We start from the raw sequence: 22,188 nt of genomic DNA on the forward strand, positions 1-22,188 counted from the left end.
CTATGAATAAAGGAAAAGTGTTTTCATTAGGATTTCAGCATGTTTTGGCAATGTACGGCGGTGCCATCATCGTTCCGCTAATTGTTGGGGGGGCGTTAGGGTTAACGTCAGAACAGCTCACTTATTTAGTTGCCATTGATTTACTAATGTGCGGAGTGGCTACTTTATTGCAAGTCGCACAAAATCGCTTTTTTGGAATTGGTTTGCCTGTCGTATTAGGCTGTACGTTTACAGCGGTAGGCCCGATGATTGCCATTGGGACGTCCTATGGTGTTTCAGCTATATACGGAGCTATAATTGCATCAGGTGTGATTGTCGTTCTAACAGCGAAGTATTTTGGTAAATTGGTAAAATTCTTTCCTCCTGTCGTAACAGGTTCGGTTGTGACAGTCATTGGAATTACGCTTATCCCGGTAGCGATGAATGACATGGCCGGCGGTCAAGGCAGCAAGGACTTTGGTAACCTTAGCAATATTGCACTGGCGTTTGGCGTTTTAGCGTTTATTCTTTTACTGTATCGCTTTTTCAATGGTTTCATCCGTTCAGTGGCCATCTTATTAGGCTTAGTAGCAGGAACGATTGTGGCCGGCTTCATGGGAAAAGTAGATTTATCTGCGGTCAGTGAAGCATCATGGTTTCACATGCCCGAAATGTTTTACTTCGGAGTGCCGACTTTTAATGCAACAGCGATTTTAACGATGGTTCTTGTAGCGATTGTAAGTTTAGTCGAATCAACAGGCGTTTATTTTGCACTGGGTGATATTTGTGAACGAAAACTAACCGAAAAAGATTTGCAGAATGGATATCGCGCAGAGGGATTGGCCATTATTTTAGGCGGATTATTTAATGCATTTCCGTATACGACTTATTCACAAAACGTAGGTCTTGTTCAGTTATCAGGAATCAAAACGCGCAATGTCATTGTCGTAGCGGGAAGCCTTCTGGTCCTTCTTGGATTCGCTCCTAAAATTGCAGCGATCACGACGATCATCCCAAGTCCTGTACTGGGCGGTGCCATGGTTGCGATGTTTGGAATGGTTGTAGCTTCCGGTATTAAAATGTTAAGCAAAGTAGACTTTACTTCACAAGAAAACTTATTGATCATTGCATGCTCAGTCGGTATGGGCTTAGGTGTAACGGTTGTACCTGAAGCATTCGCTCAATTCCCTCCAACCCTTCAAATTTTAACAGGCAGCGGGATTGTAGCAGGAAGCATGACAGCAATCGTGTTGAATATGGTCTTTAATGTGTTGAAGAAGAAAGAAACAGTATCGAATGTTACTCATTTAGCAGACCATAAAGTTTCTTAATTATAAAGAGCATCTATCCTTTTGGATTGGATGCTCTTTTTGATGTGAAATAGTTGCGTTCGTTTTTCGTATTGTGTCAAAATATACTTTCATGCCTGTTTGTGTGTTTTTTCACAAATAGGCGCAAGTAAAAGCATTTTTCAAGATTGATAAATTTTTGAAGAACGCTCACACTAAATACATAATGGACGAAGTGGAAATGGAGTGGAATGAAATATGACAACAATGACAATGCAGAGAATGACATTTGAAGCGAAAAACGGCAAGATAGTGACGATTCGTCCTGCAGAAGAACGAGATGCACAGCAAATTACTTCTGCTGTTCAGGAAATCATTGAAGCCGGTCAATATATTCAAAAAGAAGCGCCAAGAGAGGTTGAAGAAGAGAAGGCATTTATTCGTTCAATCGTAAAAAAGAAAAATATGTATATGGTGGCAGAAGTCGATAATGAAGTGGTGGGAATTGCCCGTGTGCTGCGCGGTGATTTGCAAATGAAACACCATACAGGATTATTCCGCACATGGCTGATTGCTAAAGCACAAGGAATGGGAATTGGAAAAAAGCTGATGGAATATACACTGGAATGGTGCCGTGAACAACGATTGCATAAGCTGTGTTTAACGGTATTTGCCTCCAATCCGGTTGCATATGAGCTTTATAAAAAAGCGGGTTTTCATGAGGAAGGAATTATGAAGGAGCAAGCCCATTTAAACGGCGAGTACGTAGATGAAATTTTTATGGCCATTTTCTTTGATTGATGCATCATAATTACCCCTCTTTACGCATGCTTAATATATTCCAATCAAACAAAATCATGCAATGTTTGAAAAGAAATATTCTTATTTGGAAGATATTGTTTGTGGAGTAGACGGAGATTTGCGTTATAATAAAGAGGCACAACAAATTACTCCTTCAAGACGTAGGCTTTCCCGATATTGGCGGGAAAGCTTTTTTTTATTATCTTCATTAAACAGTCGCCTTCACTTTTCTTCGTTGTCCAGCTGCGCGAGCTACACCCTACGGTCATTACGCCCCTTCCGCCGAAACCAAAAAGCGGTTTCTCTGTCAGAAGCTATAAATGCCCTATGGGTGTGAACGAACTCGCTCCGCTTTTCTTCGTTGTCCAGCTACGGCTCCTAGCTCGTTGTGGAAAAGATGATTGCTCTCATAAGGCAAAAAGCGCCTTCTGGATCAATCCCTATTTCCCTCACGAGCTGAACAGTCGCCTTCACTTTTCCATGTATAAATTTCCCGCTTCTTACAGATTTTATAGATAACGTCATAATCGAGGTGAGGGCATTGCCTAAAATTGTATCGGTTGGAACAGCTATTCCTCCTTTTAAGTTGAAGCAGCAAGAAACGCTTGAATTTGCCCGCCGCCTATTTTCTGAAAGATTCAAAGATATCGAACGACTTTTGGGGGTATTTTCCAACGGACAAATTGAAACACGGCATTTTGCTAAAGACTTATCTTGGTTTCAAAAGGAACATACCTTTGAAGAAAAAAACGGTGCGTTCATTGAAGCGGCGATCGAGTTAGGAGTAGAAGCCGTGGGTCAATGCTTGCAGTCCGACATTTATTTGGCGGAGCCCGTTGCACATAAAGACATCGACGCTATCTTCTACATTTCGACTACAGGAATTGCTACTCCAAGCATTGAAGCGCGAATTATGAACCGTCTGCCTTTTTCCCCGCATACAAAGCGCATTCCTATCTGGGGGTTGGGATGTGCGGGAGGAGCTTCTGGACTGGCCCGTGCGTACGAATATTGTCTGGCGTTTCCTGATGCCAAGGTTCTTGTTCTATGTGTGGAACTTTGCAGTTTGACATTTCAGCCTAATGATTACTCCAAAAGTAACTTGATCGGAACGTCGTTATTTGCGGATGGAGTGGCATGTGTCCTGTTGGCAGGGGATAAAGTCAATGTTCACCACTTTTCTAAGCATTTCGAGCATCCTGCTATTCTCGATACCCACTCTACCCTTATGCCCCATTCAGAAGATGTGATGGGATGGGATATAAAAAATGATGGACTTTATGTCATCTTTTCACGGGACATTCCTTCTATTGTCCAAAGCTGGTATGGAGGACAAGTCAATCCTTTTTTAGAACGGCATGATCTCACGACAAAAGATATTCAGCATTTTATCGCGCATCCTGGAGGGAAAAAAGTGCTGGAGGCTTATGTCGAAGCATTGAACCTTCATCCTGGAATGATTGAGCTCTCGTTTAATATATTAAAACAGCATGGAAATATGTCCTCGGCAACTGTTCTCTATGTTTTGCACGAATTTATGCAAAAGGGAGCTGCTAAAGGCGAGTATGGACTCATTACAGCGCTAGGTCCCGGCTTCAGTTCCGAGCTTCTTCTAGTGAAGTGGAGGTGAGAAGATGTTATTTTATGCAGTGCTCACGTTCATTATCATTCAGCGTCTGCTTGAATTGGCCGTCGCCAAACGAAATGAGAAGTGGATGCGTGAGCAAGGAGCAGTGGAAATCGGACAATCACATTATAAGTGGATCGTTCTCGTTCATTTCTTATTTTTTATATCGCTCATTAGCGAAGTAGTATGGATGGAAAGGAAGCTATCTTCGTTTTGGGGGTTATTGGCGGCAATTTTTTTGTTTACACAGCTGGGACGCCTTTGGACAATTGCCTCGTTAGGAAGGTTTTGGAACACGAAAATTCTCGTGCTCCCAAAAGCGGACGTCGTATTAAAAGGCCCGTATAAATTTTTAAAACATCCAAATTACGTGATTGTTGCGCTTGAGTTTCTGATTATTCCGCTATTATTTGAAGCATATACAACAATGGTGCTGTTCAGCCTGCTGAATATTCTTGTTTTATCTATCCGTATCCCAGCGGAAGAAAAAGCGCTGTCTGCTTTCACAAACTATAAGGAAGTGACTGAATGCCACTCTCGTTTTTTGCCGGTAAAAAATGATAAAAATTCTCATTGAAAATGATTATCTTTCGTGATAAGATGTAATTACTTGATAAAGATTATCACTTTCACAAATAATAACGAGGTGAAAATAATGGTAAGCTTATTCGTGATCGGAACAATTGCGGTTTATGCAGCCGTAGGAAAATATGTCTTAAAAGGTTTACATAGTGCACAAAAGGCATAAATGAATAGAGTTCGTGCAAAAAAGGAGGTGCTGATTAAACAGCACTTCCTTTTTTATTCATGAGTAAAAAATAAAACAATTCAAACATTTATCATATGAAATAGGGGCAAAATCAAGTAAAATGTATGCATATGCTTTAAATGCTTTTTGCGCTTTTTCGGCTCCCTGGGCGGGAGTCATACAGCGTTAAAAAAATAACAAACTATAATGACGCCAAAAGTCAAATAGGACTGTTATAAAGGAAACTTCCATCAGTGGGGCTTACTGCCCGTTGATGAGGGATAAATCAGGAACAAAAAAGGGGTATAAATCATGTTGAATGTGAAACAGCGAGGCCATTCACCGGAGACGGAAAATCAATTAGCAGCATTATACGATCAGTTTACGAAGGCACAGGATACGGAAAATGCGAAAAAAATTGTACAACTATATAAAAAATGGTCAGAGCAACAGTTTGTCATTGCCTTTTGCGGCCATTTTTCAGCGGGAAAGTCAAGTATGATCAATGAACTGGTAGGCTATCATTTATTGCCTTCCAGTCCGATTCCTACAAGCGCAAATTTAGTATCGGTAAGGGCGGGAGAAGAACATGCGACCGTGCATTTCAAAAAAGGTGAACCGATCCGGTATTTAGCTCCGTACGATTATGAACAGATTAAAGCGTTTGCGATTGATGGAGATGAAATCGAATCCATCCACCTTTCCGTGAAGACGGACCAGCTTCCGCAAGGAATTACGGTAATGGATACACCGGGAATCGATTCTACGGACGATGCTCACCGTTTGGCAACGGAGTCGGCGCTCCATTTAGCGGATATCATTTTTTATGTCATGGATTATAACCATGTACAATCAGAGCTGAATTTTCAGTTTACGAAAGAGCTGAAGCAACAAGGGAAGAAAGTATATTTAATCATCAACCAAATCGATAAACATCAAGAACAAGAACTGACCTTTCCTCAATTTAAAGCATCTGTCAGGCAGTCATTTGCGAATTGGCAAGTAGAGCCCGATGATATTTTTTATACGACGTTAAAGAAAAGAGATCATACATATAATGAGCTTAATAAAGTAAAAGAGCTTTTGGCCACATATGTTCAAGAAAAAAAGCAGTATATGGAAGAACATCTTTTACAAGGAATGAAAAGACTGCTCGGCCATCATCTGCAATGGATAGAGCGGCAGCAGGAAGAGGAAATGGCCGCTTATGCCAACGAACTGACGGAATTGTCTTTGGAGGAAAGAGAGAAGCTGCTCCAAACGGTTTCCGCACTTGAACATGAAACACAAAAAATAGAGCAAGAAGAGACTAAAATGGAGAAAGCATTTTGGTCTGGAGCGAAAAATATTTTGCAAAATGCCAACCTTATGCCGTATGAAACACGGGAAAAGGCGGGACTGTTCATTGAAAGCTGTCAGAGTGACTTTAAAGTCGGCTTTTTGTTTTCAAAGAAAAAAACCGAACAAGAGCGTCAGGAACGGTTAACCAGATTTCACGAGGAATTGAACGAAAAAGTGAATTCTCAGTTAAACTGGCATTTACAGCAGTTTTTGCACCGCTTTTTTAAGGAGTATGATGTAGAAGACAGCGAGTTGCTCAAGGAAGCAAGTGAATTTGAAGTAGTGGTGGAAGAAGAAGAGCTGCGTTCATTGGTGAAGAGCGGTGCTGGGGTAACGGGTACTTACATCTTGACGTTTGCCGATGATACGGCCACTGACATCAAAAAAAAGGCAGAAAGACAGCTCCAAAGTATTTTGACTCATCTTCTTTTCAATAAGCGAAAATCTTCACAAGGGAAAATCGAATCCCACAGAGAAGAACTGGCACGCTATGCACAATATGAAAAAGAACTCCAGCATCTTGCCCAGCTTCAAAAAAAGGGAGAAGAAGCCGAAAAAGCATTGCAGTCTATTTTGAATGGTCACGATATTAAGGTAAACGAACAAACGAAGAAGCATTTGCGGGCACTGGCGGATGAAACGTTCCTTGTCAAACAAGGAGAAGAACTAGGTTCCGTATCCGTACAGGAAGAACGTGTCGTGAGTGAAGAACAAGAAGATGTTGTCATTCATCATGACGGCAAACGAATACCGCAAGCTGTTGAAGATGTTCATAAAGCTATTAAAGCGGTCTCTCCGTTCGAGTCTTTGCAAGGCATTATCGGCAGTTTAGAGGAAAAAGCGAAAAGGCTGGAAGATCATCAGTTTACCGTTGCTTTATTCGGAGCCTTCAGCGCAGGGAAATCTTCTTTTGCCAATGCGCTGATCGGGGAAAAATTGCTTCCGGTATCGCCTAACCCGACGACGGCGACCATCAATAAAATCATGCCGCCAACAACGGAACATCCGCATCGTACGGCAAATGTCTATTTGAAATCTGAAGAGCAGCTGCTCCTTGATTTGCAAGCTTCGTTAAAGCTATTCCAACATCAAGTGGACAGTTTAGAAGAGGCATTGAACGCCATTGCCAATTTGCGCTATGATGACGATATGGATGTACGTCATAAGCTTCATTTATCGTTTTTGCAAGCAGTAAGGAAAGGCTATCGTACCGTTTCTGAACAGCTGGGCAAAGCGGTGACGGTAACGATTGAGGAATTCCATGAGTATGTAGCGAAGGAAGAAAAGGCTTGTTTCGTACAGTTCATCGAGCTGTATTTTGACTGCGAGCTAACGAGAAAAGGGATTACATTAGTTGATACACCAGGAGCAGACTCGATTAATGCAAGGCATACGGATGTAGCGTTTGAATACATTAAAAACGCGGATGCCATTTTGTTTGTTACGTATTATAATCATGCGTTTTCCAAGGCTGATCGTGAATTTTTGATTCAGCTAGGGCGCGTCAAAGATTTGTTCACGCTCGATAAAATGTTTTTTATCATCAATGCGGCGGATTTGGCTTCATCAAATGAAGAATTGAATATGGTCGTGAAATATGTTGGACAGCAGCTCGAGCAATACGGCATTCGTTTTCCTCGCTTGTTTCCGCTGTCGAGTCTCCTTGCTTTAACAGATAAAGAAGCAGCGGGTTTTACGCCATTTGAAGAAGCGTTTGACCGATTCATTTCGACCGAATTAACACAGTTAGTAACAACTTCCGCATATGAGGAAATAAAGCGGGCGCTTTATATGGTAGAGGAATTGTTGAAATGGCAAACACAGAGCGAAGAGGAAAAGCAAGCGCGTCTTGAAAGCATCATTAGGTCCAAGCAGCAATTGGAATACACGGTGAATTCTTTGAATATTGATCAGGAACAGCAGCGACTGCGCCAGGAAATAGAAGAGTTGCTTTATTATGTGAAGCAGCGTGCGATGCTTCGATATACGGACTTTTTTAGAGAAACATTCAGCCCGGCCAATTTAAGGGATGATAAAGGGCGGATAAAAGAGCAGCTTCAATCTTGTTTCGAAGAATTGATCCAGTCTGTAGGGTTCGATGTGGCCCAAGAAATGAGAGCGACCTCGCTTCGAATGGAAACATTGCTTAAACGTTTAGGTAAAGATGTTCACGCATCCTTTATAAAGGATGCAGGCAAAATAGATGCTTCGCTTCAATGGAGCTTCAAAAGCGACATTCGTTCAACGGATCTGACATTTATTTCGCCGTTTGAAGGAATTGATGTCCAAGAATTCAAAAAGCCATTGTCTTTATACAAAAACAGCAAAAGTTTCTTTGAAAAAAATGAGAAAGAAAAAATGGGCGAGCAATTGAAAGAGAGACTGTCTCCGGTTGTGGAAGAGTATGTAAAAGGACAAGAACAACGATTGGCTGATACTTTCACGTCTGTCTTTGCCGAAATCATCAAACAATATCAGCATCATTTGTTGACAGACATTGAACAAACATATAAAGGCTTAGAAAAAGCCATTACTCATCCAATCAGCATGGATCAGCTGCAAAAAGCAAAACAAATCCTGCAGCAAAGTCTAGCCGATTAGTACCTTGTCATCTTTAAAGTAAGACTTTGTTAAAAAATGAGGTTGATTTTCAACATTTTAACTCATTCGTGCAAAACGGCTATTTTGAACGCTTTCAACACTGGACCTATAGCCTAAAGCAAAGGATTGACAGCGATGCAACAGGAAATCAAACAGCGATTGCAGCACATTGAAAAAATGCATAACATTCGAATTTTATATGCTTGTGAGGCAGGAAGCCGTGCTTACGGCCTTCATACAGAACAGAGCGATTATGATGTCCGGTTTATTTTCAAATATGATGTTACACAATATTTGAAGCTGAAAGCTCCTCGGGAGGTGATAAACGATCAATCCTTAAGAGGAGCGGACATACAGGGGTGGGACCTCTACAAAGCAATGCATCTGTTTACAAAGTCAAATCCTTCTTTATATGAATGGCTGCATTCACCCGTTGTCTATCAGGAAGATCAGGCATTCAGCAGCCAATTAAGAAGGTATATCGAGTCTCAATATGCATTAAAAAAGCTTGGATTCCATTACTGGCAATTGATGAAGTCCAATCTGAAAAAAAAGCTTTCATCCCCTATTAGTATAGGAGACATTAAAGTATGTCTGCATGTGATGCGTGCATATCTGTCTGTTCAATCCATGCGGACACATCATGCATTGCCCCCGCTCTCATTTGAGGAGCTGGTGATGAAAGGCACGCTGCCTAAAGACATTAGTGAATATACTATTTCTTTACAACAGGCAAAAAGACATGATGAAGTAGTTGAGAAAGAGGTTTGTCTTTCCATCATGAACTTTGCCGAACAGCAGCTTCCTTTTTTTAAAGAACAGCTGGAAGAGCTGGGAGAAGGGGCTTTGGATGAAGAATTGCTTAACCAATGGATTATATCATTACAAGGTAACTAGGAGGAATAACGAACATGAGCGTACATAAAGAAATTAGTCAGCATTCAAACAGACAACATCAACGAGTGAGAACATTCGCTCAATTAGACATGGCAAGAGAACAGTATATTGAAGAAGCCGTTTCTCTTTGTAAAGAAGGAAAGGCGTTTAATGTAGAGAAAATCAATGAAGTTACGAAAAGAATCAATGAGTTAGCACGCCAAGGAATCGTGCCGACACGCAAAATTGTGACGCCTGAGATGGTTCAAGAGTACGTAAATCGTTTAAAGTAAATCTAAAAAGGGGGAGCAGGACATGTTTCAGCATATTGTAGAAGCTGATTGGCTGAAAGAACATATGCAAAATACCAATGTACGAATTGTCGATTGCCGTTTTTACCTAGGAGAAAAAGAAAAAGGGTATAAAGAATATGAAGAGGAGCATATTACCGGAGCGGTGTATGCGGACCTTGAACGACACTTATCGGGCATGGTTGAAAAACATGGCGGAAGGCACCCGCTCCCTCGTCTCGCCGATTTTATCCATTTTATTGAGAACATCGGAATTTCGAAAGAGATGACAGTAGTTGCATATGACAGTCAAGCTGGTGCGATGGCTTCTCGTTTTTGGTGGATGATGAAATACATAGGCCATGAGAAGGTATACGTATTGAACGGCGGTTTCCCAAATTGGAAAAGGCACTCTTATCCTGTTTCTTCAGAGAAACCCGCCGTTGCTGCCAAGTCTTATGAGCCATCTGTTCAGCCATCGATGCTGGCATCCATGGACGAAGTAAAACAGCGTTTAAGCGATGCATCTATGTTATTGATCGATTCAAGGGAAGAAAAGCGTTTCGCCGGTGTGGAGGAGCCTATTGATCAGGTTGCGGGGCATATTCCAGGTGCCATCAATAAATTTTGGCGTGAAGCATTAGACGAAAAGGGCATGTGGAAAGATAAGGAAGAGTTGAACAAGCGCTTTTTAGAAGCAAATAATCATCAACAAATGATTGTATATTGCGGATCTGGTGTCACGGCTTGTCCCAATGTGCTTGCTTTAACGGAGCTTGGCTTTAAGAATGTGAAGCTGTATGCGGGAAGCTGGAGTGATTGGATTTCCTACGAAGGAAACCTAATCGCTGCAGAAGCTGACTAAATTGAACCTTTTCTCCTCATACTAACTTTGTACCTTAAAGGTGCAAAAGGAGGAGATTGCAATGGGTAAAACAAAATTAGGAAACGCTAATGCACAGCGTAATAATAATGCAAAGCAAAAAAATCAGCTCAATGAAGAGTTTGCCCAGGAATCAATGGCAGAGTCAAACAAAATGAAACGAAATGCTCAAGCGATGAAAGAACAATATGGACAAGAATTTGCTTCCTATGCAGAGTTGGAGGCAACTAAAATGAGCAATCGGAAACAGCGGACAAACGTTAAGCAAGGAAATCACCAATAATAAAAAAGCGATGAGGGGAATCCCCTTATCGCTTTTTTATTTGGTAGGTGTGAGGAGCGGCTAATAGGAAACTGATGCTATTCTTGTTATTCAGTGAATAGTTCGCTTCAACAAAATAGAGACTAAGAAAGAGGTGAAGCATATGAATAAAGGGGTTGCCATTTCCGTTACATCCATCGGCTTGGCGCAGCTTTTAAAAATCCCTATTAAAAAGTACCAAACGGGGAAGTGGGATTGGAAAATGGCCGTTGCAAGCGGTGGAATGCCCAGTTCCCACTCAGCCGGTGTCACATCACTGGCGACATACGTGGCCTTAAGAAAAGGGATTTCATCTATAGACTTTGCACTAGCTTCCGTTTTTGGGTTGATTGTCATGTACGATGCCCAGGGGATACGAAGACAAACAGGAGAAATTACATTAAGGGTCAATACACTGGACGAAGAAATTGAACGACTTGCGGGCGAGCCTGACCGACAGCTTATCGACCTTAAAAATGCCCGGTTGAGGGAAATGCTTGGTCATCAGCCGGAAGAGGTAATAGGAGGGGCTTTATTAGGTATTGTAATGGGAGCATTCGGTTACTTTTTAGGTGAAAAAGCATAGTCAAATCTTAAAAATTACGCTAAGATAAGGAAGGAATTTTCTGAATCAACAAGGATGGGTGGATATGTCTTTGCAAAAGATTGAGGATTACCTTCTTTATTTAGAAGATAAGGGGTTTCATTTAAAAGAAGATGCCAGAGGATTCATTTCCTTTGGAAAACATTATACAGGAGCATCCGATGAAATAGTGAATGGTGCCATTGAATGGACGTTGAAAGTCCAAAAAGAATTTGACGGCAGCTTCTTTATGTTATTACTGGAAAGCTTAATCGTTCAAAATGTTAAAACAAGGAAACAAATTCATTCGTTTTTAAAGAAAAAAGGAATGATTGAATAGAGCAGGAAAGAATGCAAGCAGTTTTTTTCATCGTTAAGCAATGGGAGGGGCGGTTTCGTTACTTTACCGAAGCCGCCCTTCTGCTGTAAATGAATCTAGGACAGTCCTGCTCCTTTTTCAATGGATGCCTTTCTTTTAAGAGGGGGCAATTCGGCAATGATCATACCGATAAAGATGCATAAACAGCCGATGACCGCTAAACCTGACAATCGCTCATCTGCCCAGAAAAAACCGGCCAGCGCGGCAAAAACAGGTTCCATAGCGAAAATGAGCGCGACTCTGGTTGCTGTTGTATATTGCTGCACGGAGGTTTGCAATAAAAAGGCAAGTGCTGTGGCGAGCAGGGAAGTAATGAGTAAAGCAACTAAGATTTCTTGTTTGAATAATAAAGATGGTTGAAGGACTAACCGCCAATCTTCCATAAAAAACGAAAAAACAGAACAAAGAACAGTGACGGTGAACAATTGCATAATCGTTAGTAATAAAGTAGGATGATGCTGACTGAACAAGCCGGTCACCAAAATATGCAGTGCAAACGAAATAGCGCACAATAAAATAAGGAAATCTCCTTTATCAATCGTTAACTTATCACCGAGTGTTAAAAAATAAAGTCCGATGGTTGCGATTGCTACCCCGAAAATCCCGTTCACTTTCAGCTTTTGTTTCAACAGTAAAAAAGAAAATAGGGGAACAAGCACAACACTTAAGCCTGTAATGAATCCGGCTTTTGAGGAAGTGGTATACATCAGCCCTACCGTTTGGAAGGCATATCCTGCAAATAAGCATGCTCCCATGGCGGCTCCATGCAGCCAAGTGTTTTTGGTCAACGCTTTGAGCTGCTGACGTTGAAATAGAAGCAGCCATGCTGCTAAAAAGAGGGTAGCAAGGAAGAAGCGAATTCCATTAAAACTGAGGGGAGGCAGGTATTGAATGGCTTGCTGTACAATAACGAACGTGGCTCCCCATATGAACGCGACAAATAATAAAGCACCATCTGCTAACCAAATTTTCTTCATAGCACCCTCCCATCAGCTTTTTGCCGGACCACGGCTTTTCTTGCGAGCTCATCCGCCACTTTATTCTGGCTGCTTGGAATCCATTTCAAAAAAAATAAATCCAACTGTTTGGAAAGCTCCAATGCTCTTTCAAGCAGCGGGGCAAAATCGGGATTCTTGGCAAATTCCTTTTCGATTGCCCGATCAACGAGCTGTGAATCTGTTCGGAAAGAGACAATGGAGAAGTTTTTTTCAAGACAAATTTCCAGTCCCTTAATAAGAGCATGGTATTCGGCTTCATGATTTGTCATCGTTCCTAATGGAATGGAGTAGTGAAGGTTTTCTCCATTTCCTTTAATGAAAATGCCAGCTCCCGATGGACCGGGATTTCCCGCTGTTGCACCATCTATGTATACTTCAATCAATTCAGCACCCCCATTATATAAGTTTTCTGCTTGTATTTTATCATATGAGAAGGCTTTTAGGTGTAAACTTAAAAAAACAAAAAGATGCTTAATTCGCATTGCAATAGACAGGGAAGGGGTGTTTGCTTGATTGTATATAATAAGTAGTGGTACCATGGTTTCCGATATTAAAAAAGCAACGAAAAAAATCCATTCATACTGCAGAAGAAAGGATTATAAACGATGAAATTTCAAATCGAATGGCATTATAAAATAAAAAGCCGAGAACTGACGTTCTTGTCTGAATATACGAACGCTGAGGAAGCGCTCTTAATTGTAGAGGATTTAGAAAAAACAGGTCGGACGAAAGAAATCTTCTTGTTGGACGAACAGCAAAATATATGGACCATCAAAGAAGCGAAAAAGCTAGTGAAACAAGTAGAAACGGAGCCTGATGATATTACGGTTTATTTTGATGGAGGTTTTGATCTTGATTTGAACAAGGCCGGGCTGGGTGCTGCTATTTATTATATGCAAAATCGCCAGAAATTCAGGATTCGCGAAAACACCCGTGTCGAACAATTGAACTCGAATAATGAAGCAGAGTATGCCGCGTTTTATTTCGCTTTGCAGCAGCTTGAAGCAATGGGGGTATCAAAGGCATCTGTTGTGTTTCGAGGAGATTCCCAAGTGGTCTTAAAACAGCTATCCGGTGAATGGCCTTGTTTTGAAGAAGAGTTTAATCGTTGGTTAGACCGTATTGAAGAAAAGATGAAAGAATTAAAAATCCATCCTGTTTATGAATCCATTTCCCGAAAACAAAACCAGGAAGCGGATCAATTAGCCACACAGGCTCTACAAGGTACGGACATCAGCAGTCATAAGCAGATAGAAGATTGAAGCACAGGAGATGAAAAACTTGGAACGAAAACAGTTACTCGAAGAAGTGACCCAAATGTTAGATTATTACTGTCAAGATTGTTTTATCAAACGTACATTTAATAAAGAGAAGGGGAAGAACTATGCCCAGTCTTTTTGCATTAATCAATGTACGATAGGGGAAAAAATCCAAAAGTATGGAAGGTTGCTCCTCAAAAAATGAGCCTTGCAATAAAAGCAAGGCTCATTTTTTGATATTATAGGCTACCGTAAAGCTTCCTGCAATTGATGCTCACATTGAAAAAGAGAACTTTCACATTTGGCTAAAAAGTCCTGATCTGCTCCAGTAGCAATGTTGGCTTTTGCGTTTTGGAGCTGAGTTTTCGCAATGTTGACAGCGTTTTGGGCATGTTGAAGAAATTCCGGATCCATCGTAATTGTAGCGGAACCGACTACTTTTTGAGCGGTTTGGACTAAGACCTCAACTTGTTGTAAATCGTTATATCCTGTTGTTACTTCTTGATTTGGTAATCTGTCCATATAAACACCTCCATAGTAATAGAGTGTTTTAATCAGCCCAAAAATATTCGACTAATGAATCGACATAAATGACGGGATACGAATAAAAAGCATTCGTATCCCGTCATTTATACCTAAGCAAGTGGCAAGCTCCCTTGCGGGTTCTTGCCACTTGCTTAGGTAAGAATTATTGAGTTATTTCAAAGAAGAAGATAAATAAATAAAAAGTAATTGATAAAAGAAAAAGACGGCTGAAAAGGAGTTACGCTCCTTTTCAGCCGTCCCTAACATTAGAAAACCTCCTGTGAGGACAGGAGGTTTTCGTTATATCAATGCGCGAGTTGTTATTATAATTTTACAACGTTAGCAGCTTGAGGTCCGCGGTTTCCTTCTACGATTTCAAAAGAAACTTCTTGGCCTTCTTCTAAGCTTTTGAAGCCTTCGCCTTGGATGGCAGTGAAGTGCACGAATACATCGTCGCCGCCTTCAACTTCGATAAAACCGTAACCTTTTTCATTGTTGAACCATTTTACTTTACCGTTTTGCATATTCCTGAATCCTCCTAAATACTTCGCAGTCCTGTTGAACCGCTTACAAACTGTATTATCAACTAGCAGAGTGTACAGCGAATAAGTCGTTCATGACGCAATCATCGAATTGTATATTCACATAATATTCAGCTAGATGATTGTCTTAAATATACAACAATCATTATGAGAGCGTCAAGGTAAAAACCCCCTTTTTTAACGTAACGAATGAAACAGTCTGAATTATATGTGAAAGACTCTGTTATCAATAATCCTCCAGGTTTTCTATATATTTTCAACATAAGCGTTTACGAAAAATAGAAGGTATTTCATAGAAAAATGGTGAATACTTTAAGTAGAAGCTCAAGAGGAGTTGATTGACATGTTTCGTGGTAAAATGGGAGATCAGGAAATTCTTATTTTGTTTTCTTCTGCCATTTCTAAGTCCTTTAAAGAAGAAAAAGATAGCGTTTATAAGCAAATTTTATCTGTTGGTGAACGTATCTTATCCTTTGAAGATGGAACAAGTTTTACAGTGGCTGAACCAAATCGTTTAATTGTAGCAGAAGTAAAAAAACATGATTTAGTTACTGTATTTGTCCAGCATATTATTGAAAAACCGTTTATGTATAACGCATCAAGAGAAGAGGACCAGGCGGGATAAATCATAAAAAACGATTTTTACTGAAAGGCCTCGTCACATAATCCCCTGATTTTATTGGGATTTCATGACGAGGCCTTTCAGGAGTATGACCCAAAAGGGCCGTATTTTGCCCTTTTGGGTCATACTCTTTAATTAAAAGAACATACCAGCAATCGTAGCACTCAATAAGTTAGCAAGAGTACCGGCAAGGATTGCCTTCACGCCTAAGCGAGCAATATCCGAACGACGGCTTGGTGCCATTCCGCCTAAACCGCCAAGAAGAATGGCCAATGAAGAAAGGTTAGCAAATCCGCAAAGCGCAAAGCTGATAATGGCAACTGTTTTATCTGATAAATTATCGATTTGAGGTGCAAAAGAAGAATAAGCGACAAATTCATTTAAAATAATCTTTTGTCCAATGAATCCCCCAGCTGTAACGGCTTCACTCCAAGGAACGCCAATCAAAAAGGCAACCGGTGCAAAAGCATATCCTAAAATCGTATCAAGTGTCATGTTTTCAACATTAAACCAGTTACCGATTCCTGCGAGCATTCCATTTAATAAGGAAATAATTGCAATGAAGGCTAAAAGCATAGCACCGACGTTTAAGGCGAGATTTAATCCGTCAGACGCCCCGCGGGCTGCAGCGTCAATGACGTTAACCGTCTCGCTGTCTTTTTCCATTTCAACGAGCTCATCTACTTCTTTTTTCTCTGTTTCCGGCATGATCATTTTAGCCATGATTAAACCGGCAGGAGCGGCCATAAAGCTTGCTGCAAGCAAGTACTCAATCGGTACCCCCAATGCGGCATAACCGAATAGAACAGAACCTGCAACAGAGGCAAGCCCACCGGTCATTACAGCAAATAACTCAGAATTAGTTAACTTTCCGATATATGGACGGATCACAAGGGGAGCTTCTGTCTGTCCAACGAAAATGTTCGCTGCTGCAGACAATGATTCTGCTTTCCCAGTACCTAGAAGCTTCGATAATGCACCGCCAATGAATTTAATGACGATTTGCATGATTCCTAAATAATATAAAACAGCAATTAAAGAAGAGAAGAAAATAATAATGGTTAGTACATTGAACGCGAAGATAAAGCCGGTGGGTTGTGATGCATCACCTAAACTTCCAAATAGAAACCCAACCCCGTCGGAGGCATAATTCACCACGTTCTGCACTTTTTCTGAAACGGCTTGCAGCGCAGCCCGCCCAGGTCCCCATTTTAATACGATGAGACCAAATAAAATTTGTAATCCAAGCCCTGCTAAAATGGTGCGAGGATTAATGGCTTTTTTATTGTTTGAAAATAAAAAAGCGACGATGAAAACGAATACAACCCCGAGTAAGCCCCAAGCAAAGTTCATAGTATACCACCTTTTAAATAAAAATAGTTTTGGATACCAAAACATCGTCGTCTGACATCCAACGTCTCTTGTAGTAATATATCGTTTTTTGTCGAAAAAATAAAGAGGAATTTTTCTTCTGCACCATGTTTATTATTTCCAATTATTACGTTTTCATTGATAAAATTTCTAAATTATTATTAGTTAAATTCTCTCACTCATGTGAAGTACAGGATATTTTAAGCGATAATGGAGATTTAAGGGGATACGAACAAAAAACGTTATGGAACGAAATATTGAAGTCTTGATGAAGTAGCTGGAAAAAAACTAAGCAAAATTCATATATATGAGAAAAGAGGTGAGAGAAAGGGGACGGATTTATTGACAATAAAGCCGGAAAGATTACAAAAAGGGGATACGGTAGGGGTGATTGCACCTGCAAGTCCTCCTGATATGGAAAAGTTGAAGCATGCCATTCCTTTTTTAGAAGAGGTTGGATTAAGGGTAAAGGTTGGAAAGCATGTAAATTCTCTTAATGGGTATCTAGCGGGAAAAGATGAAGAACGTATCGAGGATATACATGAAATGTTCGCTGATGAAGGGATCAAAGCAATTATCTGTGCCCGGGGCGGGTTCGGAACAGCAAGAATTGCAGACCGGCTGAATTATGATCTTATCAAAAACAACCCTAAAATTTTTTGGGGGTACAGTGATATTACTTTTTTACATACGGCCATCCGTCAAAAAGCAGGATTAGTGACATTTCATGGTCCTATGTTAAGTTCTGATATTGGTGTAGAGGAGGTGCATGATTTAACGAAAGAATCATTTAAACAATTGTTTTTCGCTGCGCCAATCAAGTACACAGAAGCCATTTCTCCATTGGAAGTTATGAATGAGGGGAAAGCTGAAGGAGAAATCATCGGCGGTAATTTATCGTTGCTTGTGAGTACGCTTGGAACACCTTTTGAAATAGATACAAAAGAGAAGATTTTATTTATCGAAGAAATTGATGAAGAACCTTATCAAGTGGATCGGATGTTGAACCAGTTGAAAATGGCGGGGAAATTAACAGATGCAGCAGGCATTCTTGTATGTGATTTTAACAACTGCGTACCGAAAGAAGGAAAGGATTCATGGACGCTTGATTATGTATTAGAAGATTATCTTAAGCCGATTTTAAAACCAACGATGAAAGGCTTTAAAATCGGGCATTGCTCCCCTAATATCGCCATTCCAATAGGCGTAAAAGGAACGATTGATACAGACATAAAAATGTTTACGGCCGAAGCGGGCATCAAATAGCCGCTACAATGAGAGCGGGATTCGTACCTCGTAAAAGCCCGATTAAAGGAACACAGACTAACAATCGCCGCGTCCTGCGGCAACGTCTGTGTGACACGCATCGTGCGGGCCTAGCTAACCATCGGTGGGATATGAAGGAACACCCCCACCGATGGAAGTTTCCTTTGTTGTTCTTGTTAATTTTAGCCCTTATTAAAGGGCAGCAGTACTTCGACAACGGTTCCTTCATACTTTTCGCTTTCAAATTGAATCCGGCCCCTGTGCGATTCAAGGATGCGGTAGCTAACTGTCAAACCAAGGCCTGTCCCTTTTTCTTTAGAAGAGTAAAAAGGTTCTCCTAAATGTTTCATTCGTTCTTCAGAAATGCCGCACCCGTTATCTTCCACTTTTACTGAAACATATTGTGAGCCTTTTATATCCAAAACAACGTTTACATTTTGAGAAGACGCTTCAATCGAGTTTTTAATGATATTGATAAACAATTGTTTCAATTGGTTCGGTTCGCATTCGATGTGGGGCAGTGCCTGTTTTACTTCAAGAGACATTTCAACACCGTAAAGATTTGCCTGCGATTCCAGCAGGGACATAACCGATTTTAGAATATGGACCAAATCCGATTGTTTGAATACCAACTTCTGAGGTTTGGCCAACATTAAAAATTCACTGACAATTTCGTTGATTCGATCGAGTTCTTCCAACATGACCTTATAATACATTTGTCTCGTTGGATCATCGCCTTCCATTAATTGCACGAATCCTTTCAGAGAAGTGAGCGGATTCCGGATTTCGTGTGCCACGCTTGCGGCGAGTTCCCCTACAACCGAAAGTTTTTCGGTTCTTTTTAAGCGTTCTTCTGTTTCTTTTATTTGGGTAATGTCTTTTGCGTAGCCGATGGCACCTACAATTTGATCATCAATCACCATTGGAACCATAGTACAAGCTAAAATAATGTGTTTGCCGTCGGCGCGAATAATTTCAACTTCTTCGTTGTTTTGCGCTTTTCCGGTTCGAATCACTTTACAAAAAGCGTCGATTACTTGCTGCCGGTCTTTTTCTGTGACAAATTCCAAAATGGATTTTCCCATATAGGCGCTTCTCGGTTGACCTGTAATCCTTTCAAATTGAGGGTTCATATTGGTCAAATTTCCATGTAAGTCTACCATATACACCAGTTCAGGATTATAGTCGACTAAAGACTGATAGCGTTGTTGGTTTTCAGACAGCTCTCTCTCAATCATGATTCGTTCTGTAATATCCCTTCCGATGACGACAAGTCCTTTGCGGCTTCCATCTTTATGAAATAGCGGAACTTTAATCGTATCGAACGTTTTTTCTCCACCTTCAGGCAATGGAATGACTTCTGCTGTTCGGGTGATTTTTCGAGCTTTCCATGTCTCTTCATCTGAACTTTCACAATAAAGCAAGGCCTCGTGATAAAAATCTGTATACTCGGCGAGCTCTGAATCTTTTTTGCCTCTATACGCCACATTTTCCAGCTGGAACAGCTTCAAGCCAAAATCATTCGCTTCAATCCAGCGTCCTTCCCCATCTTTGAAGTTGACGAAATCCACCATTGAATTAATAAGGGTGTGGAGCTTCTCTTTTTCTTCCTGGACGGTTTGAAACTCTTCCTTTTTGATAATAAGGTAGTAAATAAAGATGCTTGATAATATGATGAAAACGATGGCTTTAATTTTTTGCCACATTAAAAGAAGACCGATATCATTGCGTACTAGAAGCACTAAATCGTCTGTAAGAAAAACCCACACGACACTGAAGAAAATATAAATTAACAATATGTTCTTTTTTGACATGTTCCACCCTCGTTTACTAAATATGCATATTGTCCATTTTACTAGCTTTTCATATAAAAGAAACAAAAAATGATGAAGAATATAATATTTACTATATAGCATTTGTAATTGATTGGTTTTTAAGCAGTTTACATAAGGCGTCAGAAACAAAAGGATGAAAAGCGATGGTAATATTAAGGAATTCAGGGAGAGTCAATCCGTTTTGCTGAAGAAAATGGTTGACGCTTTTGAAAATAATGGTAAATTATGGAGGGGGTGGTGTGGATGTCAGATCAAAATCAACTGGAAGAAAAAGTACAAAGCTTAGAAAAAGAAGTCGATACACTGAAACTTAGAATTCATCAATTAGAGAGGCGCATATATGCAGGAAATGAACAAAGCATTCAACAAACAGTAAAATCAAACATCAAACCCGAAAAGGTTGTCGTCAGCAGAGTACCCAAAAAAAGCCAGGTTAATCCAGGTGAAAGAAGAAACGAAGATCCAGTACCCATTGATTGGGAAAAACTCTTGCTTCAAGTGTGGATGCCCCGCCTGTTTATTTTTGTGCTCATTATAGGTGTATTGTGGGGATTTAAAGCCGCTTCGGATTATGGCCTCATTAATAAACCGGTTAAAATCGCTCTTGGTTTTATGGCATCGGGCCTGCTTTTATATGTTGGCCATAAGCAGATGAAGCAGGAACGAAAAAAGTTTGGCCATGTCTTATTAGGCGGAGCCATTCCGATGCTTATGCTCACGACATTTGCGATGCATTCGTTATATGGAATGGTAGGACCGGCTGTTGCTTTTGTGTTGAATGTATTATGGATTATGGCGGGTCTAGTTTTAACAAAAACATATAAATCTGAAACATTGGGCATCATCAGCATGGTTGGCGGTGTACTCGTTCCTTTCTTAATCGAGAGCGAAGCACCTAATCCGTATGTTTTTTTAGGGTATGAAACATTCTTGTATGTCTGGTTTTTATCGCTCGCTGTTCGCTTCGATTATAGAAAGGTTTATTATGGCTCTTCTATTTTGTTGAATATGGCGTTGTTCTTCTTCTACAGTTTCGCGGGAGGCATTATACAGGACTATTTAGTTGCTATTCCCATTATCATTCAATATGTCTTGATCTTGTATTATTTTGTTAAAACAAATAAACAAGTGTCAGCCCAAGCCAACACATTATTGGCGAGTTTATTGATCACCTATGCATGGGTGAATGGAACATTTACAGAGGGATATACTACGTTTTTTTTACTGGCATTCATATTGATTTATGCAGCTCTTTCGTATAAAAGGAAAAGTGATTCTGAAAAAGTGCCGATGTTCCACATCCATTTCATTGTTTTAACCGCATTTCTCATTATTCATGCAGTAGATGAACAGTTCGTTACAAGCTTGTTAATAATACAGGGAACAGCGGCATATTATTCTTCGTTCAAATATCCAAATATATTGAAGAAAGTAATCTCTCTGTTTATATACGCTGCTGCAGGATTGACGGTATTAGGTGAAGGAGTCATTTACGAAGCTTTTTCAATGGAGACGCTTGATTGGATCGTGCTGCTTATTACGTTTGCGGCAGGAGCGAAACTTATATGTATACATGAAAATATAAAGCGAGATTTTTTTGTTACCATCAGCAGCGCTGTATTTGCGCTTCTGTTCCTTATCTTTACAACCCAATTCACGTTAGCTTGCATCGATCATATGAGCGATGACAGCCAGCGCTTGATCTTGACGTTTGTATGGCTTTTGCTATCTCTTTCTTCGATTGGAGCGGGAGTGATAAAAGAAAACAAACAAGCAAAATATATTGGGGTAGTGCTTCTGATTCTTACGTTGTTAAAATTGGTGTTATTGGATATCCCATATATCCCGTTATTCATCCGGGCCATTTTATTTATTGCGCTGGGGTTTGCAGGGTTGATGGTTTCAAGGGTTTTTTACAAAAATAAATAGAGGCATGTAAGAGAAAAGTCCGGGCAGTGGGTTTGCCCGGACTTTTCTCTTTTTTATTCAACAGATCCCCAGTACTTCATCAAGGAAAAAGCTTACACAGGCTGAAGGGAACTTTTTGGTGCCTGTATCACCTGCAGGTTCCT

At 40.4% G+C, this 22,188-nt stretch carries 22 protein-coding genes; 16 read left to right on the top strand and 6 right to left on the bottom strand.

Features of this window, described 5'->3' with window-relative positions; all coding sequences use genetic code 11:
- Positions 1-2: 2 nt before the first annotated feature.
- The 11 genes from BK575_RS06770 (at position 3) to BK575_RS06820 (ending at position 11,659) form a co-directional block, all read left to right on the top strand.
- Positions 3-1,310 carry a nucleobase:cation symporter-2 family protein gene (locus BK575_RS06770; protein WP_078409558.1) on the top strand — a complete coding sequence of 436 codons (1,308 nt, stop codon included), beginning with the start codon at positions 3-5 and terminating at the stop codon, positions 1,308-1,310.
- Positions 1,311-1,526: 216 nt separating this feature from the next.
- Positions 1,527-2,069: a GNAT family N-acetyltransferase gene (locus BK575_RS06775; protein ID WP_078409560.1), complete on the top strand. Its 543-nt coding sequence runs from the start codon at positions 1,527-1,529 to the stop codon at positions 2,067-2,069.
- A 541-nt stretch (positions 2,070-2,610) separates the two neighbouring features.
- A complete protein-coding gene (locus BK575_RS06780; protein WP_078409562.1) occupies positions 2,611-3,699 on the top strand; it encodes a type III polyketide synthase in 1,089 nt (362 codons plus the stop codon).
- Positions 3,700-3,703: 4 nt separating this feature from the next.
- Positions 3,704-4,273: an isoprenylcysteine carboxyl methyltransferase family protein gene (locus tag BK575_RS06785; RefSeq protein WP_078409564.1), complete on the top strand. Its 570-nt coding sequence runs from the start codon at positions 3,704-3,706 to the stop codon at positions 4,271-4,273.
- Positions 4,274-4,756: 483 nt separating this feature from the next.
- Positions 4,757-8,386 (top strand): dynamin family protein, encoded by a 3,630-nt coding sequence (locus BK575_RS06790; protein WP_078409566.1) that lies wholly within the window; start codon positions 4,757-4,759, stop codon positions 8,384-8,386.
- A gap of 135 nt (positions 8,387-8,521) precedes the next feature.
- Positions 8,522-9,283, top strand: coding sequence for a nucleotidyltransferase domain-containing protein (locus BK575_RS06795; RefSeq protein WP_078409568.1), 762 nt, complete (start codon positions 8,522-8,524; stop codon positions 9,281-9,283).
- A 14-nt stretch (positions 9,284-9,297) separates the two neighbouring features.
- Positions 9,298-9,555 (top strand): YpbS family protein, encoded by a 258-nt coding sequence (locus BK575_RS06800; RefSeq protein WP_078409570.1) that lies wholly within the window; start codon positions 9,298-9,300, stop codon positions 9,553-9,555.
- Positions 9,556-9,577: 22 nt separating this feature from the next.
- Positions 9,578-10,417 carry a sulfurtransferase gene (locus BK575_RS06805; RefSeq protein ID WP_078409572.1) on the top strand — a complete coding sequence of 280 codons (840 nt, stop codon included), beginning with the start codon at positions 9,578-9,580 and terminating at the stop codon, positions 10,415-10,417.
- Between the two features lie 61 nt (positions 10,418-10,478).
- A complete protein-coding gene (locus tag BK575_RS06810) occupies positions 10,479-10,718 on the top strand; it encodes a hypothetical protein (RefSeq protein WP_078409574.1) in 240 nt (79 codons plus the stop codon).
- Positions 10,719-10,860: 142 nt separating this feature from the next.
- Positions 10,861-11,322, top strand: coding sequence for a divergent PAP2 family protein (locus BK575_RS06815; protein WP_078409576.1), 462 nt, complete (start codon positions 10,861-10,863; stop codon positions 11,320-11,322).
- A gap of 64 nt (positions 11,323-11,386) precedes the next feature.
- Complete coding sequence (locus BK575_RS06820; RefSeq protein ID WP_078409578.1) at positions 11,387-11,659, top strand: DUF6123 family protein; 273 nt, start codon at positions 11,387-11,389, stop codon at positions 11,657-11,659.
- 95 nt (positions 11,660-11,754) lie between these two features.
- Here BK575_RS06820 and BK575_RS06825 read toward each other — a convergent pair whose 3' ends face one another.
- Both BK575_RS06825 and BK575_RS06830 read right to left on the bottom strand, forming a co-directional pair.
- Positions 11,755-12,675 carry a DMT family transporter gene (locus tag BK575_RS06825; RefSeq protein WP_078409580.1) on the bottom strand — a complete coding sequence of 307 codons (921 nt, stop codon included), beginning with the start codon at positions 12,673-12,675 and terminating at the stop codon, positions 11,755-11,757.
- Positions 12,672-13,079 carry a reverse transcriptase-like protein gene (locus BK575_RS06830; RefSeq protein ID WP_078409583.1) on the bottom strand — a complete coding sequence of 136 codons (408 nt, stop codon included), beginning with the start codon at positions 13,077-13,079 and terminating at the stop codon, positions 12,672-12,674. The genes BK575_RS06825 and BK575_RS06830 overlap by 4 nt, the downstream gene beginning before the upstream one ends.
- Positions 13,080-13,301: 222 nt before the next feature.
- Here BK575_RS06830 and BK575_RS06835 point away from each other — a divergent pair, with 222 nt between their 5' ends.
- Both BK575_RS06835 and BK575_RS06840 read left to right on the top strand, forming a co-directional pair.
- Positions 13,302-13,958, top strand: a complete 657-nt coding sequence (locus BK575_RS06835) for a ribonuclease H family protein (RefSeq protein ID WP_078409585.1) — start codon at positions 13,302-13,304, stop codon at positions 13,956-13,958.
- 19 nt (positions 13,959-13,977) lie between these two features.
- Positions 13,978-14,160 carry a zinc-finger domain-containing protein gene (locus BK575_RS06840; RefSeq protein WP_078409587.1) on the top strand — a complete coding sequence of 61 codons (183 nt, stop codon included), beginning with the start codon at positions 13,978-13,980 and terminating at the stop codon, positions 14,158-14,160.
- Positions 14,161-14,201: 41 nt separating this feature from the next.
- Here the strand turns inward: BK575_RS06840 and BK575_RS06845 are convergent, their stop codons facing one another.
- A complete protein-coding gene (locus BK575_RS06845; RefSeq protein ID WP_078409589.1) occupies positions 14,202-14,477 on the bottom strand; it encodes a DUF2564 family protein in 276 nt (91 codons plus the stop codon).
- 326 nt (positions 14,478-14,803) lie between these two features.
- Positions 14,804-15,004, bottom strand: a complete 201-nt coding sequence (gene cspD, locus BK575_RS06850; RefSeq protein ID WP_028396624.1) for a cold-shock protein CspD — start codon at positions 15,002-15,004, stop codon at positions 14,804-14,806.
- 361 nt (positions 15,005-15,365) lie between these two features.
- On the opposite strand from cspD, the gene BK575_RS06855 reads away from it, so the two are divergent.
- Complete coding sequence (locus BK575_RS06855; protein WP_078409591.1) at positions 15,366-15,647, top strand: hypothetical protein; 282 nt, start codon at positions 15,366-15,368, stop codon at positions 15,645-15,647.
- A 132-nt stretch (positions 15,648-15,779) separates the two neighbouring features.
- Here the strand turns inward: BK575_RS06855 and BK575_RS06860 are convergent, their stop codons facing one another.
- Complete coding sequence (locus BK575_RS06860) at positions 15,780-16,997, bottom strand: NupC/NupG family nucleoside CNT transporter (RefSeq protein WP_078409593.1); 1,218 nt, start codon at positions 16,995-16,997, stop codon at positions 15,780-15,782.
- A gap of 360 nt (positions 16,998-17,357) precedes the next feature.
- Here BK575_RS06860 and BK575_RS06865 point away from each other — a divergent pair, with 360 nt between their 5' ends.
- A complete protein-coding gene (locus tag BK575_RS06865; RefSeq protein ID WP_078409595.1) occupies positions 17,358-18,281 on the top strand; it encodes a S66 peptidase family protein in 924 nt (307 codons plus the stop codon).
- Between the two features lie 182 nt (positions 18,282-18,463).
- Here the strand turns inward: BK575_RS06865 and BK575_RS06870 are convergent, their stop codons facing one another.
- The gene (locus BK575_RS06870; protein ID WP_078409597.1) at positions 18,464-20,095 is read right to left on the bottom strand and encodes a PAS domain-containing sensor histidine kinase; all 1,632 of its coding nucleotides are present in this window, start codon (positions 20,093-20,095) and stop codon (positions 18,464-18,466) included.
- Between the two features lie 264 nt (positions 20,096-20,359).
- On the opposite strand from BK575_RS06870, the gene BK575_RS06875 reads away from it, so the two are divergent.
- On the top strand, positions 20,360-22,045 hold the full coding sequence (locus BK575_RS06875) for a DUF2339 domain-containing protein (RefSeq protein ID WP_169907614.1): 1,686 nt from the start codon (positions 20,360-20,362) through the stop codon (positions 22,043-22,045).
- Positions 22,046-22,188 lie beyond the last annotated feature (143 nt).

The sequence above is a fragment of the Priestia abyssalis genome (assembly GCF_002019595.1).
GTDB lineage: Bacteria > Bacillota > Bacilli > Bacillales > Bacillaceae_H > Bacillus_BA > Bacillus_BA abyssalis.